The organism is Kribbella jejuensis (assembly GCF_006715085.1).
GTDB classification, from domain to species: Bacteria; Actinomycetota; Actinomycetes; order Propionibacteriales; family Kribbellaceae; genus Kribbella; species Kribbella jejuensis.
Genome location: NZ_VFMM01000003.1, coordinates 936528 through 953908 on the forward strand (window position 1 = coordinate 936528; position 17381 = coordinate 953908).

Below are 17381 nucleotides of genomic sequence, written 5' to 3' on the forward strand. Positions count from 1 at the left end.
CACGTCAGCCACCGATCGCCTCAACTTCCTGCACAGGCAGCCGCTGTACGGCGTGTACGTCCGCCTTACCGATCGAATGCCAGCCGCCTTGGTCCTTGCCGACCCAATACGACACTTCCCAGGTGATGGTCAGCTTGACCGTGTACATGCCTTCGGGCTGACTCGCACTCGACTTCTGGTACACGTGCTTGCACGGGTTGATCTGGTTGTACGGATCCTTCGTCTGGTCGTATCCGGTCGGGTCGTCCAGCGGCGTCACACCGGTCTTGCATTTGAACGGCGCGGTCCCGTCTCCGGGGTCGATGGTCAACTGCACAACCATCCCGCGCATCGTCAGGTTGTGCCCCGGACTGAAGTAGCTGCTGGTTGTGCCGTCGGTCTCGTAGATCTCCGAGCTGTACGGCGTCAACGTGAAGTACGCAGGGACGTTGACCCGCGGGGTGTAGGTGGGCATGATCTGCAGTTCCGGGTCTCGGTAGTCCGTCTGGAACCGATACCAGAAAGCCTTCATGTAGTCCGGGAACGGACACTGCGCTTCCTCAGCGGCGTCGACCGGCATGTAAGCGCGCTCGAGATGGGCCTTGTCGCCGCCGTTGTAGGTGTCCAGGTTGTAGTCGGTGATCGTGACCCGGAGTACCCACTTCTTGCCGTCCGGCGCCTTGGGCAGGTGGATGCCCGGCGGGATCTCGAAGTCACGGCACGGCACGAACGGCCTACCCGCGAGACGCGTCCTCCAGGTCGGGGGCGGTGATCCGTCACCGACGTACGCCTTGCCGGAGCTGCAGTACGAGCCGAAGCCGACCGAGTTCATGTACATGGTGCAGACCGAGTTGCCGGTGACGATGGTCTCTGCGGCGGCTGTGGTGGCGGGTGTGAACAGGAGTAACGCGAGTACGGCGCTCAGGGCGAGCAGTGTGCGGGCTACTCGGTTGTGCATCCTCACTCCCCAGACTCGTCTTCCCGCAGATTATCTTCGACCAGGGGCATCATGCCCGTTGCCCAGTACCCCGTCACCTCTTCGCAACCTGATTTCGCCTGTTCCCAGCTAGGCCGGATAGTGCACGCCCGCACAGTTCACGCCCTTGCTGGTCGCCAGGCGGTACGGCAGCCAGCCCATACCGGTCTGTACCATTTCGATGACCTCCGGTGAACCCTTCGGCGTCACCACGGTCCAGTTCCGCGCCTTCGGGTCCCAGTACTGCGTGGTCTGCGAACGGCAGGTCTGTACGGCGACGGTGCCGTCGTTCGTGCTGTGCGCGCCGACGACGACCACGCTGCCCGGTGGCTTCATCACCCAGCCGTTCCGCTTCGCGTCGGCGATGCCCTGCGCGACGTCGGCGTAGAAGAACGACGGGAACCGCTGCTTCAGGATGGTGTCGTCGCGGTCGACGAGCGCCTTGAAGTAGAGCGGGTAGCTGGTCACGAGGCCTTGGACGGCGGGGTTCGACGCGAAGTTCCCGGCCTTGACGATCACCTGTTGTACGGCGGGCGCGGTCGGCTTCGCGGTGGTGGCGGGCGCCGTCGGTGCGCTGGTGGTCTCGGTCGGTTGCGTGGACGGCGTACTCGACGAGGCCGTCGTACCGGAGTCGCCGCCCGCGGGAACCGGGAGGCCGCCGTCCTTCGAATCCTTGCCGCAGGCACTCATCAGCAGAACGCCGACCACAGCGGCAGGGATGGCAAACCTACGCACGAACAAATTCCTCCGGTCTCTAGCGCGCCGGCGGCGACGAACTCGTCGGGCCGGTCGGCGGGGTGTCGGGCGAGGTGGGGCTGTCGGTAGGTGTCGGGGTGACGTTCGGCGAGCAGGTCGCGGGGAACGGGAACGGCGACAGGGTCCAGGGCGGGGTCGGCGAGCCGACCGTCCAGGTCGGGCACGGCAGGTCGATCGTCGGCGGCTGGGCCGTCGTGATCGGGATGTTGCCCGGGCCGTCGGTCGTCCTGTTCACGACGATCGGGGGGACGCTGGGGCTGTCGTCGGCTTTTTCTACGCCTTGTTCGGCGTGGGCTTGGCCGGTGCCGACGGCCTTCAGGGACTGTTTGCCGATCAGGCCGAGGAAGGTGGTGCGGTTCTGGATGGCGACCTGGATGTCGACTTCCTTCTCGGTCAGGGTGGTCGGGCCGCAGGCGGTGACGGTCGGGTCGTTGGACTGGACCTGGGCGCAGAAGCCGGCGATCGCGGTCGCGGCCTTGGTCGTGTCGATCTTCGCGGCGGCCGAGTTCAGCTGGATCGCCGCGGCGCCGACGCGGGCGGCTTCCTGCGCGTACCCGACCGCGCGCGACCGGGCGCCCAGCTGCCGGCCGCCGTCGATGACGAGACCGGCCAGCGTGAAGATCATCACCGCGAGGATCGCGACCGCGGGGCTCAGCGCGCCCCGGGAGAACAGCCGATGGTTGCGCGGAGCATCGATCCGGAAGAACTCGACCAGCCGGGACCTACGAGCCATCACCGCGCACCCCCCGGTACGGGTCGAGCGACGACGTGAACCGCTTGGTGATCGTGGTGTCGCCACCGAGTCCCAGCAGGCCCAGGTCGCGGTAGTTGATCGTGCAGGTGACCTCGACCGACAACGGCTGCCCGGCAACGAAGCCGGTGGTCAGTGAGCCGGACGCGCTTTCCTTGCAGGACTTCACCGACTGACTCAGCGCGGCGGTCACGGCCTGGTCCACGCGTCCCTGTGCTTCCTGCGCCGAGCGTGACTGACTCGCGCCGCGGGCGCCGTCGCGGGCCGCGCTCTCGAGCTGCGACGAGGTCTGGAAGTACCGGCCGCAGGCGAGCAGGAACATGAACAACGCCAGCAGCACCGGCGCCAGGATCACCATCTCCAGCGCCATCGTCCCGCGTTCGCGCCGGCCCGGCAGCCTCAGCAGTATTGAAAGCATCCTCACTTGTCCGCCTGGAACTGCTCGATCGGTCCGGTCGCGGTCTGGGTCACGGTCAGGTTCAGACCTGGTACCAGCGAGACGGTGTCGCCCTTGACGGTGAACGACACCATGCCTTGCGGATCGTTGTACTTCGGGAACTCGACACTGGCGTGCTGCAACGTCGTACCGCCCAACTGCTGGGCGTAGGACTCGATGTCCGCGCGCACCTTCTCCGCCACGGCCGGCGTGTAGACCGGCGGCTGGACGAGCCGCAACCGCGAGACACCCTCCTGCGCCGCGTTCAGTGCGACCGACCGCCCGTACAGCCAGAGAGCGGTCTGGATGGAGACGAAGATCAGCACGAGGATCATCGGCGCCAGGATCGCCAGCTCCAGCGTGCTGACCCCCCGCTCCGAGCGTCTCCGCCGTACCCGCTGCCTCCCCAGCCGCATCGGTGTGTCCGTCAGCCCTGGTTGATGTCCGCGGTGTGCTTGCTGATCACGGCCTTCACCACGGCGCCGATCGCCAGCGCGGCGACGACCAGGATGCCCGAGATGATCGCCCACTCCAGCGCGGAGGCACCGAGCTCGGTGGGGCCCTGCTTCGCGCGGGCGCGCTGGGCCTGCGCACGTGCCATGGCATAGCGGGCCATGGCCCGCCAGAAGGTCAACTCCGGAGTCATCGTGATTGCCTTTCAGGTCGTGAGGTCGAGGCAGGCCTCAGTATGACGCGTTGGACGGACCATCCGGCCCGACGGATCCCGTGCCCTGATCACTGTTCGGCCTAACTTCCGAGGATGGCCACCCCGGCCGGGAAGGCCAGGAACAGGAAGAACGCCGCGATCATGACGAGCTGGGCGACCAGCATGGACTGCGACCGCTCCCCCGCCTTGCCTTCCACGTCGGCGAGCTCCTTGCGGCGCAGCGACGCGGCCCGGGCCAGCAGCGACGAGCGGATCTTCGCGCCCTCGTCGCCGGCCAGCGCGAGCGCGGACGCCAGGTCGCGGAGTTCCTCGACGCCGAGGTCCTCGCCGAGCCGGGCCATCGCGTCCCACGGCGTGATGCCGATCAGCCGGGCGTTCGCGAGCGCCTGCCGGATCCGGGCCATCGCCCAGTGCTCGCCGATCGTGGACGCGGTCATCAGCGCCTCGGGCAGCCCCCGGCCGCCGGCCAGGTTCATCGCGACCAGGTCCAGGAAGCTGCCGACCACGTGCCGGAAGTCCCGCCGCCGTTTGTCCGCCTGCTGGCGCAGCGCCAGATCGGGCAGGAAGAACGCCAGCGCCATGAACGCCAGCGTCACGATCGCGGGCGAGAAGCCGGGCGCCGTCAGGCCGATCGCCGAGAACAGCAGCAGCACGATCGGGATGAATACCAGCGCGCCGAGCGCGAACAGCACCTTGGTGGCGAGCATCGCGGCGAACGGCTGGTTCATCACCGCGAGGTCCCGGCGGAGCTTGCCGAACGCCCAGCCGCGCGCGTTCGCCTCCAGCTCCAGCCGGCGGCCGAGCGACTCGCGGGCCCGGTCCACGCCGCCGAGCACCCGCTCCCCCGCCGCGCTCGTGGTCGCGCTGGTGTAGCCACCGCGACCGGCGTCGATCCGCGCGATCGTGGACAGCACGTTGGCCCGCGGCTTGATGAACATCCGGACCAGCACGTACACGCCGAGCCCGGCGATACCGCCGGTGATGAAGGCCCACGTCATCCGCTCACCACCTCCATCCGCTCGTCACCCGGCCGGTGCTGGCCGTGGTCCCTCGCCGTGCCGATCAGGAACCGCTCCGGTACCTCGATCTTCGCCAGCCGCCGCAGCCAGAGCAGGCCGATCGCGTACAGCCCGATCACGATCGCCAGCACGATCTGCCCGATGAAGCCGCGGTACGGCGCCATGTACGTCGGGTTGAACAGCACCAGGCCCGCCGCCATGATCAGCGTGATCGCGACGACCACCTGCACGCTGCGCCGGGTGGAGCGGCGTTCGGCGGCGACCTTGCGGCGTACGTCGAGCTCCTCGCGGGCCGAGTCGGCCAGGGCGCTGAGCACCTCGCGCAGCCCGGGGCCGCGCAGCCGGGCGTTCAGCACCAGGGCGGCGACGATCAGGTCGGCGGACGGGTCGTCCAGGTCGTCGGCGAACCGCATCAGGGCCGAGGGCAACGGTTCGCGGATCCGCAGCCGGTCGACGAGCAGGTTCAGGCTGGGCTTGATCGCCGGTGCCGCGTTCACCGCGGTGGCCGGGATGGCCTGTTCCAGGCCGACCGCGCCGGCGATCGTGTCGCGCAGCGCTTCGGTCCAGGTGGCGAGTGCGTCCAGGCGCTCGATCGCGCGGCGTTCCTCACCGGTACCGCCGAAGAACCGGTCCGCCATCACGGCCAACAGGCCGAGCGCGACCGCGAGGACGAGCCAGCGGGTGACCACGAGCACGAGCAGGCCGACCGCGAGCCCGGCACCGAGGCGGATCAGGTTCTTCCGGTTCTCGGCGCTCCGGTCCCGGAACAGCGACGGCGTCGCGTCCTTCGGCTCGGTACCGCGGATCGCGACGATCAGCAGCAGTACCGCGCCACCGACCACCGCACCACAGATCAGCGCCCCCAGCGTTTGCAAACTCACGAGATCACGCCCAGGTTCCGTGGACGAGGGGCTGGTAGCCGTAGTGCTCGAGTTCGTCCATACAGGCGATCGGCGCGTGGGCCGCGGCGCGGCCGTCCGGACCCGGCGCGAACACCTCGCCGGACAGTACCCGGCCGTCCCAGCCGGTCACCTCGCGGATGCTCTCGATGTACCGGCTGACGCCGCCGCCGCGCTGGTAGTCGTTGTGCCGCCGGACGAACACGACGAAGTCGAGCGCGCCGGCGATCAGCATCTGGGTGGCTTCCATCGGCAGCCGTTCGGTGGCCTGGATGGCGTACGTGCTGATCCGGTTGAACACTTCCATCGAGCTGTTCGAGTGGATCGTCGACAGCGAGCCGTCGTTGCCCTGGCTCATCGCGTTCAGCATCGTGACGATCTCGTCGCCGAGCACCTCACCGACGATGACCCGGGACGGGTTCATCCGCAGCGATCGCCGGACCAGGTCGGCCATCGTGACCTCGCCGACGCCCTCGGAGTTCGGCAGCCGCTCCTCGAACGCCACCACGTTCGGGTGCAGGTCCTTGAACTCGCCGAGGCCGAGCTCGAGCGACCGCTCGACGGTGATGAGCCGCTCGTGCGGCTGGATCTCGTTGGCCAGCGCGCGCAGCAGTGTCGTCTTCCCGGAGTTCGTGGCGCCGGCGATCATGATGTTCTTCCGGGCCGCGACCGCCGCCCGCAGGAACGAGCCGACGTCGTCGGACATGGTGCCGTTGGCAACCAGGTCGCGGAGGAACACCTTGCCCAGCCGGGCGCGCCGGATCGAGACCACCGGACGGGCGGTGACACCCATCACCGCGGACAACCGGGAACCGTCCGGCAGCCGCAGGTCCAGCTGCGGGTTCGCGGAGTCGAACGGACGGCTGGTGAGGCCGGCGTGCGAGGCCAGCACCTGGATCAGCTCGATCAGTTCGTCGTCGCTCTCGGCCACCGGGCCGGGCGTCTCCTCGCGGCCGTCGCCGTACTGCACGAAGACCTGGTCGCAGCCGTTGATGTCGATGTTCTCGACGTCCGGGTCGTCGATCAGTGGCTGCAGCCGGCCGACGCCGAACAGCGCGGAGTGGATCGCGCCGGCGATCTGCGCGTCGTCGTCCGGCGTCGGCGGCGTCCGTCCTTCGGCCAGCTCGTAGCGCGCGTGGTCCTCGAGCACCTGCACGATCAGCGACCGGGCGTACTCCCGTTCGTCCTCCGCGCTCATCGGAGGTACGCCGTTCACCTGGTCACGCCGGCGTTGCTCGTTCAGCCGCTCGGCGACCTGCACCCGCAGCCGGCGGACCAGTTCCTGGTCCGCGCTCATCGGTACTCCCCAGGCGGAAACGCCGCGTTCGCCATATCGAAGTCGTGCGGCGGCGGAGCGGAGACGAGCGCCGCCATCTCCGCGGTGATCACGGTAGCGGACCGGATCAGCTGGGTCTTGTCGAGGCGGCCGTGGCCGCGCCCGTCGAAGAACGCCGCACCGGCCGGGTCGTACGCCAGGTGCCAGCGGTGCCGTACCGGCAGCGACATCGCGTCGAGCACGCTCCATACCTGCTTCACGCCGTCGCGCTGCTTCGGATCTGCCACCACGACCACACCGAGCTGCGCGTCGACGTGGTGCACCAGCGACGACAGGCGCTCGCGCAGATGCGCCACGGACGAGCCGGTCGCCGTACACACCAGTACGACGAGACGGGCGGACTGGATCACCGGGAGCTGCGGTGAGGACGCACCGATCCGGCCGCAGTCCGCGAGTACGTCGCCGTGCTGCATCTGGTTGAACGAGATGCCGAGCGGATGCCACAGCCCGCCCATACCGCCCACCTGCTCGGGCGAACGCACGCCGAGCAGTACGTCGAGACCGCCGTCCAGCTGCTGGCTGTGCGCGAGGATGACCTCGTCACCCAACCCTTTACGGCTCGCCGCGGCGAGGCTGACCAGGCCGCGGTCGGAGTTCAGCGTCGCGCCTGCCGGTCCGGTCATCCGGATCGCGACGTCGCTGCCGGCCGGGTCGCACTCGGCCAGCAGCACCTGCCGCGGCCAGAGCGCACCGAAGACCAGGCTGGCCGTCGTCACTCCGGGAGAACCCTTCGCGCTCGCCAGTGCCACCAATGCCATCAGTTGGACCCATCGTTGCGGGAGACCTCGGGCTTGGTGCCCGGCGCCAGCTTCCCGACCACGAGCGTCTTGGCTGCCGCGGCAGCGGCGACTGTGTTGAACTTCGCGGACGGCACCAGCACCGTGATGTTCAGCGAGCTGTTCGCGTTCGTCTTGCTGTCGGTGATCGCACCGGCGGTCGAGGTCACCTCGGCGGCGCTGACCAGCGGGACCGGGGCGCCACCCTCGTTGGCCGCGGGGACCCGGACGATCGAGACCATGTCGCCGACCTGCAGGCCGTCCGACGGGGCGTGCCCGGCGTCCAGGCTGATACCGACCAGGGCGCCGTCGGCCGGGATCGGCTGCTCGCCTTCCTTGGTGAAGTTGTCCGGCGTGACGAACTGGTCCTTGTACAGCCAGCTGGTGGTGTAGCGGCCGAGGTACTTGTTCGCCTGCGACCACGGGATCAGGCCACCGGTGGCGCCGGCGAGGTCGCCACGGGAGAAGTCCTTGGCCTCGATCTTGTGCCCTGGCGGGAGCGCGGTGGCGGAGATCGCCACGAAGTCGGAGCGGTTGCCGCTGTTCAGCGCGATCAGCGCCGATCCGGCGGCGCCGAGCAGGATCAGGATCACCGCCAGGGCGGCCAGTGCGGGACGGCGTTCCCGGCCGCTGGGGAGCCGGTTCGGGCCACCACCCGACGGCCGGCCCGCAGCCCGGGACCCTGGGGACGAGGTACGCGTGGAGGACGAGAGACTCACGCGCCTACCGTAATGGCACCGAGGTACCAATCAGGGCGGCAGGCCGGTCCTTTTCCACCCCTGTTATCCCGCCGCGACCCGCTCGCGCTCCCGCCTGGTCAGCAGCTGGTTGAACAGGCCCGGACCGCCGTACAACTGGTCTAGATAGGCGTACAGCGCGCGCAGGCTCAGCCCGAGCTGCCGCTCCCACTCCTCGCGGCTTTCCAGCAGGCCGATCAGCTCGCGTCCCTCGGCGAGCGTCACGGCCGCGTTCACCGGCTGCACCAGCCGGTTCGAGTCCTCGTCCCAGCCGGTCTCCGGTCCGCGTACGGCCTGTACGGCAGCCGCTAGCTCGTCGAGCTCGGCGCCCTCGGAGAAGCTGCCGAACCCGTACCGGCCGCGGGCCGCGTCCGTGCCATGCAGGTCGTCCAGGTACTCGCACAGGGACAGGAACAGCTCGATGCCGTCGTACTCCGGGCCGCCGAGCACCACGCGCCGCAGCTCGTGGACCAGTTCGCGGGCCTGGCTCACCGTCCACTCTGAGTCACCGAGCTGTTCACGCCGGTCGGACCGTTCAGGCATGACCCGGATCTTAGGTGGACACAGGGCGTAAATTGTTAACAGCTCGTGTGCTCCATGTTGCTGGCAAGTAACCGATTCTTTGCTACATTCCGGAACCTGAGAGTCCCGCTGACAACTGGTGAGCACCGGGGCTCCCTAGGGGGAGGCGGTGATTCGGCTGACCACACCCACGGTGTCCGCCCTGCACGCCACGGACCGGGCCCGCTTTGCGGTCGCACGTGCTCTCGGCATCTTGTATCCGTCGGCGGTCCCGCTGCGTGACGGAAGTGTCCGGCTGACCTCCCGCCAGGACACGCTCGCGGCACCCGACGTCCGGTCGCTGGAGGAACAGCTCGTACTCCGTGCCGAACAGGAGGTGGCCGATGACCGCCTGATGGCGGAGGCGGTCGCCATGCTCGGGGTCCGCGTGGCCCGTGTGCGCGGGCAGCACATCGGCCGGGGCGCGACCGAAGCCCTCGACCGATACCTGAGCGGTCCGGGTCTGACCGACTCGGACCGGGCCGAGGCCGAGGCCATGCTGAGGGTCGCGCTGACCAGCGCGGCACGCAACGATCCGGAAGCCGCCGAGCGCCTCGCCCGGATGTCGGCCCCGATGGCCGCTCCCAAGCCGTCGACGATCACCACCGCCTCGGCCGCGATCTCCCGCGAAGCCGAGTACCTCGACTCCCGGACACCGACCACCGGCGCGACAGCCGGCCCGACAGCAGGCCCGACAGCAGGGACGGGATCAGGTGGGCGGCGCGGCGGTAGGACGGTCGGTGGGCGGCACCAGCGGGTGGACGGGCGGCGGTTGCGGACCCGGGCGGCTCGTGACGCCGGGTTGACGGCCGGCAGCCGCCAGGGTCCAGAGCTGACCGCTACGCAGGCACTCGGTGTGCTGCAGTCCATCGATCAGCTGCACCTGGCGGCGTCGGTGACCGAACGCCCTCACGTGCAGGGCGGGTTGACCGTCCTACAGCTGAGAGGTACGGAGGACCCACAGTACGTCCAGGTCCAGATCGGGAACGTGCCGCGGGGCGCTGTGGCGAGCACGACGATGAGCAACGGTACGCCGGGCAACCCGCACGTACTGCACCTCGCGGACGGCCTCACCGACACGCAGCTCCGCGCGGTCTGGGCCCAGCAGCTCTCCCAGCTGTCTCAGGCGGTCGCCGCGGGCGACGTCGAACGGCCCCGCGGCGTCCTCGGCAGGCTTCGGTCGATCTTCGGCCACGAGCGCCGCGACCGACGGCTGCAGGCCGACGAGGCCATGTTCCGGGTCATGGCCGGCGACTGGCGCGCCGCCCGTGCGGAGTTCCTCAGGTACGGGCAACTCAGCGGCGACCGCAGCCTCCCGGAACTCGAGCGCGATCTCGAAGGACTCGCCCGGACGATCCGCCGCCACGGAGGCGCGGAGCCTGCTCTCCCCTGGGAAGGTGGCCCGCTGGTCGACGAGCAGGCAGCCGAGTTCGGCCGGGCGGCCGAGCAGGCCCAGGCCGCGACCGCGGTCCCGAACACCCAGGACCATCTGCGGGCCCAGGTGGTCACGCAGATCGAGACCCTCCAGGCCGCGGTCACGGACCTCGGCGAGAAGGCCGAGACCAAGCGGAAGAGCTCGCGGGGTGCGACGCGCGAGGCCAAGAAGTCCGAGGCCGACGCAGCCGAGGAGGACCTGCAACGCGACCTCGGCGCGCCCGAACGCGCCCGCAAGCTGCGGCTCGCGGCCACCAGCTCGCAGGCCAAGGCCGCTCGGCACACCGAGATCGCCGAGGGCTACGCCCAGGCAGCAGGCACCGCCCAGCAGGCCCTGGACCAGTACCGGCAACTGCTGAGCGAGATCGACGACGGCGCCCCGGCGGCCCGGATCGCCGAGCTCGCCGGTGCGGCGAACCAGCAGGTCCGGGCCTACCAGCGCGGCGTCGACCGCGCGCTGCCGGTCAAGGACTTCCTGGTGTCCGGCGTACCCGGCGGTGAGCTCCGGCTGCCCCTCGACGAGATCAACAAGATCCTCGCGGCGAGGGACCTCGGCGCGCTGTCTCCCCGCGGTCCGGCGCCGAACCCCGCCGCGGAGTACCGCCGGGTGCTGTCCGAGGACGGCATGGTGTTTGCCGTCGGCCACGATCCGGACGGCGGCGTCGGGCAGCTCGCCCAGGTGCGGCTGCGGCAGAAGCCGCGGGACGTCACCGAGGTGACCGACCGCGACTACGAGCTGGCCGAGCAGATGTCCGGCACGCTCGGCGAGGGCGGGATCAGCGTCGGCACCACCGACACCCACTCGACCAGCGTGAACGCCGGCCTGAACCTGCAGCCGTTCCTGGCGCTGGCCTCGGCCGGTACGCCGCTGTCCGCCGCCGCTCAGCTCGTCTCGCCGCGGGTCGACGTGAGCCGCGGGCGCACGCTGGCCAACAGCAGCGGAGCCACCGCGCACTACCAGTCCGGCTGGGTCGACGCGAACACCGGCGAATCGCTGCTGTACCAGTGGTCCGGCGAGTGGGAGATCGAAGTACGCAACTCCCCCACCGAGCCGTGGTCCCCGCTCACGACCCTGGACGCCGGCGAGCAGCAGACCTGGGTCTCCAGCGCCTACGCGGTGCGGGCGGCGAAGGAGACGGTCTCGCTCGACGAGATCGGCTTCGGCCATCAGGTCACCGACGAGTGCCCGCGGCACACGGTCAGCAGCATCACCGGCCTGCAGGACGTCACCGACAGCCTGGTCCGCAAGGCCCAGAAGGAGTACGGCGACCTGGACCGGGTCGCGTACGACCAGATCGCCGGTCTGATGGTCAACGACACGCACCGGCTGCTCCGCGAGATGAGCCAACCCGGCGGCATCACCCGGCGGATCCAGACCGGCGGCGAGACGGAGTACGAACTCGTCTGGGAGGTCGAACCGGTCTGGAGCCGCGCCGAGCTGGTCGGCGAATCCACCATGGACATCTCGCAGGAGGAGGTGCTGGTCGACTTCGCCGGCGTCAACGCGAGCCAGACCTTCGGCACGTCGGCGACCGCGAGCGCGTCCGTGGCCTTCCCGGGCAAGCCGGCCGCGCTGAACCCGCTGGGCGCCGCGACCGTGCTCAACGACATCGGCGGCAGCGGCGTGGACCTCTCGCCGAGCGTGTCCGGGGGACGCAACGTGTCCCGCTCCGGCGGCCAGAACGTCAGCATGACCGCGATCACGCCGGCCGTGCACCGCAACCACGGACCGACCCAGGGCGTCCTGGTCGGGATGAACGTTCGCGCCACGCTGCGCAAGGTCGGCGACCCGAACGCGCAGCCGATCGTCCAGACCGGCAAGTGCAACGGCCTGCTCCGGGTCGCGGAGAACGACCTGCTCCGGGCCGGCGGCCGCGCGGACAAGGACGCGGTACTGCGCGACGACCAGGGCAACATCCGGACCGATGCCAAGGGCAACATCCTGCTCCGCGGCGACGCGCTGCCGGCGACGCAGCCGCAGCACATGCCACCGTGGATGGGCTACGGGCCGAACCAGCTGCGCGGTATCGGCAAGGCGCTGCCGCGGAAGCTGCAGGGTGCCGAGGCGATGCAGCGCCGGGCACTGGCCCAGTTGAGCATCATGGGCCTGGTCCCGCCGCTCGACCGCGACTTCAAGCCGCTCCCGGGCACGGGCACCGACCTGCAGCTCAAGAACTACGACCGGATCTTCACCCAGATCAACGCGCCGCGGATCGAGGCCGGCATCAACCAGGCCTGCCAGGGCGGCCTGATCGTGACGCTCGAGGACGACAGCCGGCTCGGTACGCCGCGCTGGCGGAACTTCCGGTTGTCGCTGACGCAGGAGCACGACGAGGCGACCGGGCAGTTCACCGCCGAGGGCGCCGGTGTCACCGAGACCGAGACCGACGTACTGCTGAACATCAGCTCCCGGGCGACCGGCCGGACCACCGGGCGGTCCACCTCGCTGCCGCTGTCGGCCGGCATCGGCGGCACGCACACGCCGGCGAGCGGGGTGGCCGGGGTGATGGGCCGGCTGGGCGTGACCGGCAACCGCACCGCGCGTGGCCGGAACATCAGCCAGACGTCCGGACGGCGCGCCCAGCGGGTGACGCTGAACCAGTCCACCCAGCCGCTGGACCTGCTCGACCAGAAGTTCGTGATGACGTTCGCGGAGATCACCGACCGCGGCGACGTCGAGCTCGCCCTGGTCGACGGCCGGATGGAGATCGCGTACGACAGCGCGATGACCCGGGCCGCCACCCCGGTGTACGAGCAGAACCCGAAGCCGCCGCACGACGCGGCCGTGCAGGCAGCGATCCCGGTCGCGGTCGACGCCGGTAACGCGGCGGACGCGATCATCGCCGCGATCCCGGCGATCCGGGCCGACTCGACCGCGCTGCCGGCGTTGCACGCGGCACTGTCGCCGGTCAGCCTGTGCGCGAACCGGGAATGGCTGAACGGCGAGTACCGGCTGCCGTTCACGGTGGTCAAGGCACCGGACACCCCGGCGCACATGCTGCAGGACCGCACGATCCTGCCGCAGGAGTACCAGATCGTCGTCCGCGGCAAGGCGGTCAGCCTGACGCATGTCGCGATGAGCCAGCAGAACACGCTCGACATCAACTTCACGATGACCGACGTCGGCTCCACCACCGGCACGTCCTCGTCCGGCGGCTTCGGCGGCAGCGCCGGTGCGGGCGGGGTGAACCCCGACGGGACCGGGCGCAGCGGCGGGATCTCGGCCGGCCGGACCGGTGGCCGGGCACAGTCCACGACGATCAGCGAGACGTCCGGTGACGAGCGGCTGCTGATCAACCCCGGCACGCACCACGAGTTCATCGAGCGGTTCGAGATGACCGCGGACATCGTGCACGACGGCAAGGTGGTCGGGTCGATCCCGCTGCCGGACGCCCTTGCGCAGAAGGCGATGGCCGAGCGGCGGGCGCTGGAGCTGTACGCCGAGAAGAAACTCGACCTGCCGCTCTGGGTGGTGACGGATGCCACCGAGCGATACCTGAACGACCGGTTGCCGATCAGCCACCGGACCGCGGCCGCGATGCTGATGCGGTACCAGCAGGAGAAGGCCGGTGTGACCACCGGCCTCGCCGCCGAGCACACCACCGCACGGCTGACCGCGAAGCTGGTCGCCCAGAGCCGGATCCCGGCGTCGCAGGCGGCCGGTGACGCGGAGCAGTTCGAGGACGCCACCCGGCGGGTGGTGGAGCGCGCCGACGAGCGGCGCGAGGTGCACGCCTCGGAGGCGTACGAAGAAAGCCTCGGGGCCTCCCAGATCGAGTCGATCACGGTCGGCGACCGGATGCTCGACCTGCGCGAGCTGGTCGAGTCGCAGATCGACGAGCTGGCTCCCGGCCTGCGGGCCGCCGGCCTGCAGTTGCAGGACGACCTCGACGTGGACCTGGACCCGCGGGGCTACCAGGGTCATCTCGAGGACATGCTCGGCCCCGGCGGGTTCGACGTCGAGATCGAGGTGCCGGTCCAGGGCCAGGCCCGGCCGGACGTGTTGCAGGTCAAGGTCTGGGCGCAGTGCGTCGGGCCGCGCACCATCGACAAGGGACCGAGCAAATCCGACGGCAGTCCGGACATCCCGAAGGAGGATGCCGGCGGCATCGTCCAGGGCTACGACTACGAGCAGATCGACCGGCAGACCGGGCACACGGTGTCGATCACCGGCGGCATCGACGGCAGGACCAGCACGCCGCTCGACGCGGACGGGACCGGCGGGCTGTCGACAGACCGGACCAGGACCCACACGGCAGGCAGCGGCGAGCAGAACACCAGGCTCGACCGGATCGGCCATTTCGACATGGTCAAGACACACCAGCAGATCGTCTTCACCACCGAGGTCGTCCGGATCCGGAACGCCGGTGCGGCCGCCCAGGGCAGCGCTCGCCGGAAACTCCGCCAGATCGACCCGGCCGACATCAGCACGGTGTCCGCACCGCGCCAGGTCACCGCGGACATGATCCAGTGGATCCCCCGCGGCGACCTGCTGGACGGGCCGCCACCGGTCCGGACGCCGGAGACCGAGCAGGAACAGGCGTACGATCACCGCCCGATCGAGCTACCGGAGGGTGCAGTCCCGCTCCGCTTCGCCATGCACGGGCGTGGCGAGGCGCGTGGCCACCAACTGCTGACCAAGCTGACGCGGTTCCTGAACCGGGGCGACGTCCTCGGTCCGCAGGGTGTCGAGGCGAACGAGTACCTGCTGAAGGCGAACCTGAAGCCGTCCGCGCTCAAGGCAAAGACAGCCCGGCTGCTCCGCGGCGGGATCGACCTGCAGCCGATGCCGAAACCGGGCAACGGCCAGTCGATGGTGAACGTCTCGCTGCGCGCCAGGGCTCTCGGCATCGAACTGCACGGTCCGGAGCTGGAAGGCCAGTCGGGCACGGTCTGGCGCCGCCAGTGGAAGTACTGGGCGTCGGTGGTCAGGAACCGGCTGGCCCCGGCGACCGCGACCGGCGGCATGGTCCCCGGCATGGCCTCGCTGGGCGGCTCGATCGGCGAGCAGGTCAAGGAGAACTCGACGGACGGCAGGGGCGGCCGGCTGGAGGCCCACCGGTTCCTCGAGGGCCGCCTCGTCACGGTGCGGCTGCCGCTCGCGTTCGATGCCACGGTGCGAACCACGAGGGACAACGGCCGCGACGAGCCGGTCACCCGCAAGTCCACCGAGCTGCCGAACTTCGCAGCGGGCCAGGTGTACGTCCGGATGCCCGGGCACAAGTTCCTGGAGATGCTCGAGGGCATGGAGCGCGCCACGCAGCTCGACGCCACGCTGGCCGACTGGCGGCTGCAGGCGGTGCCCGAGGACTTCGGACCGGCCGACCTCTTCGCGACCGAGCAGGACGGTCCGTACACGCCGTTGCTGAACCTCATCGCCCAGGCCAAAGCCAACCAGCGGACGATGGTGTTGCAGGTCGACCTGCCGGGGGGCCGGCAACAGAAGTACCAGGCCTCGGCCGACGGCGTCCTGCGCGGCCAGAGCGACGGCGGCTTCGGCACCGCGTTCTGGCAGCTGGACCGGCGGATCGTATTGATGGCCGAGGATCGCGACGTCGACCTGCAGAAACTGTTCAACACCTCGCCGCCCGGCAGCTTCAACTCCCGGGTGGCCCAGGCGCTGATGGACAAGGGCGTACCGCGGGACGTGCTCAAGGGGCTCGACTTCGGTACGACCGCGCAGAGCACGGCGCACCCGCCGAGCCACGGCGCGCGGACGCATCCCGGTGCGGCCGCCGGCCGGATGATCGCACCCACCGGGCACGGGCCGACGCTGACCGGGCCGTGAGCCGATGATGGACACGTCGAGAGAGGGGCTTCATGGCATTCGCGGTGGCGCGGACCCGGGACGAGGCGCAGCTGTACCTGGAGCTGCATCCCTGCCCGGACTGCGGGTCGGACGAGGCGCCGTGGCAGCAGGCGCTGGTCGACGTCGACGGTGAGCTCGCGTCCCGCTACGCGGCGACCTGCCCAGGCTGTTCGGCCGAACGCGAGTGCCTGTTCGGGCTGCCGGAGCGGGAGACGCCGGTGGCCGGCTGGCCGACGTTCGGCGGACCGGAGCCGTCCGAGATCATCGACGCCGGTCAATGGCTGGACATCGCCGAACGCGCGGTGGCGGCAGTACCACCCGAAGGAGCCGAAGCCGGTAGGGTGCTCGCCATCGCGCAGGCCGCCGTCGCCGAGGTGATCAAGTTCGTCCCGGCCGGCGCCGACGCCGTACCCGAGGACGAGTTCTGGACACCGGACGGGCAGGCGGTACGGGCCGCCGAGCCGTCCCGCTTCCGGCTGGACCGGTTGCTGCTGACCCGGGACACCTACGCCGAGCTGGCTCGTGACAACGGCCGAGAAATGGGAGCGAGATAACCGATGCTGATGGCGCGGAGCCTCTGGGAGGCCGAGATCTACGTGTCGCTGCGGATCGCGGAGAACGCGCCGGCGGGTGAGCAGGTGACCCCGGCGCCGCCGCTGCAGGTGGGCACGAACATGATCGAGGGCCCGGACGCGTGGACGTACCGGTCACCGGTCGGCGAGATCACCATCCCGTACGTGTCGGAGAAGACGACCGTGCAGACCGGCGCGCACTTCGGGCTCGGCCGGTCCCGGCTGATCGACGCGGCGGAGTGGCTGCGGGTCGCCGACCTGTACGGGCGCCGCGCGCTCGAGGACCAGATGATGTACGCCGGGGAGCCGCAGCCGGACGGCCAGGACCAGGCCGCGCGCGAGCGGCGGTATTACATCGAGCTCGGGTGGGAGCTCGCGGCGGACGCGATCCAGCAGGCGATGGCGTTCCTGCCCGATGGTGCGGACGACGTACCGGACTCGGAGCTGTGGTCGCGGTTCGGTGCCGGGGTCAAGGCGCAGGACCCGCACGCGCTGACCCGGGCGCGGCTGGAGGAGCACCTGGAGTACTACCGCGGTGTGCTCGAGGACTTTCGCGCGTACCACAACCCGTCGTGATGTGAGAATCGACACCAGCAATTCGTCGCTCTCTTGATGAGAAACATGGCGAAAAATTGAACATTTGGTTGCTAATCTCCCGCCTCACTACCCGGTG

Annotated in this window: 15 protein-coding genes; 3 read left to right on the top strand and 12 right to left on the bottom strand. The window is 70.0% G+C overall.

Features of this window, described 5'->3' with window-relative positions:
* Positions 1–4: 4 nt before the first annotated feature.
* The 12 genes from FB475_RS32200 to FB475_RS32255 form a co-directional block, all read right to left on the bottom strand.
* A complete protein-coding gene (locus tag FB475_RS32200) occupies positions 5–937 on the bottom strand; it encodes a hypothetical protein (RefSeq protein WP_141861339.1) in 933 nt (310 codons plus the stop codon).
* Between the two features lie 108 nt (positions 938–1045).
* Positions 1046–1690: a hypothetical protein gene (locus tag FB475_RS32205; RefSeq protein WP_238332566.1), complete on the bottom strand. Its 645-nt coding sequence runs from the start codon at positions 1688–1690 to the stop codon at positions 1046–1048.
* A 19-nt stretch (positions 1691–1709) separates the two neighbouring features.
* A complete protein-coding gene (locus FB475_RS32210) occupies positions 1710–2444 on the bottom strand; it encodes a TadE/TadG family type IV pilus assembly protein (protein WP_185759523.1) in 735 nt (244 codons plus the stop codon).
* Positions 2434–2880: a TadE/TadG family type IV pilus assembly protein gene (locus FB475_RS32215; protein WP_141861341.1), complete on the bottom strand. Its 447-nt coding sequence runs from the start codon at positions 2878–2880 to the stop codon at positions 2434–2436. Before FB475_RS32215 ends, FB475_RS32210 begins: the two co-directional genes overlap by 11 nt.
* Positions 2881–2882: 2 nt before the next feature.
* Positions 2883–3314: a TadE family protein gene (locus FB475_RS32220; RefSeq protein ID WP_141861343.1), complete on the bottom strand. Its 432-nt coding sequence runs from the start codon at positions 3312–3314 to the stop codon at positions 2883–2885.
* Positions 3315–3325: 11 nt separating this feature from the next.
* The gene (locus tag FB475_RS32225; protein ID WP_141861345.1) at positions 3326–3544 is read right to left on the bottom strand and encodes a hypothetical protein; all 219 of its coding nucleotides are present in this window, start codon (positions 3542–3544) and stop codon (positions 3326–3328) included.
* A 101-nt stretch (positions 3545–3645) separates the two neighbouring features.
* Entirely contained in the window at positions 3646–4563 is a 918-nt protein-coding gene (locus FB475_RS32230) for a type II secretion system F family protein (RefSeq protein WP_141861347.1), read from the bottom strand.
* Positions 4560–5465, bottom strand: a complete 906-nt coding sequence (locus FB475_RS32235) for a type II secretion system F family protein (RefSeq protein WP_141861349.1) — start codon at positions 5463–5465, stop codon at positions 4560–4562. Before FB475_RS32235 ends, FB475_RS32230 begins: the two co-directional genes overlap by 4 nt.
* A gap of 4 nt (positions 5466–5469) precedes the next feature.
* The gene (locus FB475_RS32240) at positions 5470–6780 is read right to left on the bottom strand and encodes a TadA family conjugal transfer-associated ATPase (RefSeq protein ID WP_141861351.1); all 1311 of its coding nucleotides are present in this window, start codon (positions 6778–6780) and stop codon (positions 5470–5472) included.
* Complete coding sequence (locus tag FB475_RS32245; protein WP_141861353.1) at positions 6777–7577, bottom strand: CpaE/TadZ family protein; 801 nt, start codon at positions 7575–7577, stop codon at positions 6777–6779. Before FB475_RS32245 ends, FB475_RS32240 begins: the two co-directional genes overlap by 4 nt.
* The gene (locus tag FB475_RS32250; protein WP_141861355.1) at positions 7577–8314 is read right to left on the bottom strand and encodes a hypothetical protein; all 738 of its coding nucleotides are present in this window, start codon (positions 8312–8314) and stop codon (positions 7577–7579) included. Before FB475_RS32250 ends, FB475_RS32245 begins: the two co-directional genes overlap by 1 nt.
* Before the next feature lie 63 nt (positions 8315–8377).
* Positions 8378–8875 (bottom strand): hypothetical protein, encoded by a 498-nt coding sequence (locus FB475_RS32255; RefSeq protein WP_141861357.1) that lies wholly within the window; start codon positions 8873–8875, stop codon positions 8378–8380.
* A gap of 148 nt (positions 8876–9023) precedes the next feature.
* On the opposite strand from FB475_RS32255, the gene FB475_RS32260 reads away from it, so the two are divergent.
* Genes FB475_RS32260 through FB475_RS32270 form a run of 3 tightly spaced genes read left to right on the top strand, consistent with a single transcriptional unit; the run spans position 9024 to position 17284 of the window.
* Positions 9024–16115, top strand: a complete 7092-nt coding sequence (locus tag FB475_RS32260) for a hypothetical protein (protein ID WP_141861359.1) — start codon at positions 9024–9026, stop codon at positions 16113–16115.
* A 32-nt stretch (positions 16116–16147) separates the two neighbouring features.
* The gene (locus FB475_RS32265) at positions 16148–16690 is read left to right on the top strand and encodes a hypothetical protein (RefSeq protein ID WP_141861361.1); all 543 of its coding nucleotides are present in this window, start codon (positions 16148–16150) and stop codon (positions 16688–16690) included.
* Positions 16691–16693: 3 nt separating this feature from the next.
* Positions 16694–17284: a hypothetical protein gene (locus FB475_RS32270; RefSeq protein ID WP_141861363.1), complete on the top strand. Its 591-nt coding sequence runs from the start codon at positions 16694–16696 to the stop codon at positions 17282–17284.
* The last annotated feature ends 97 nt before the right edge of the window (positions 17285–17381 follow it).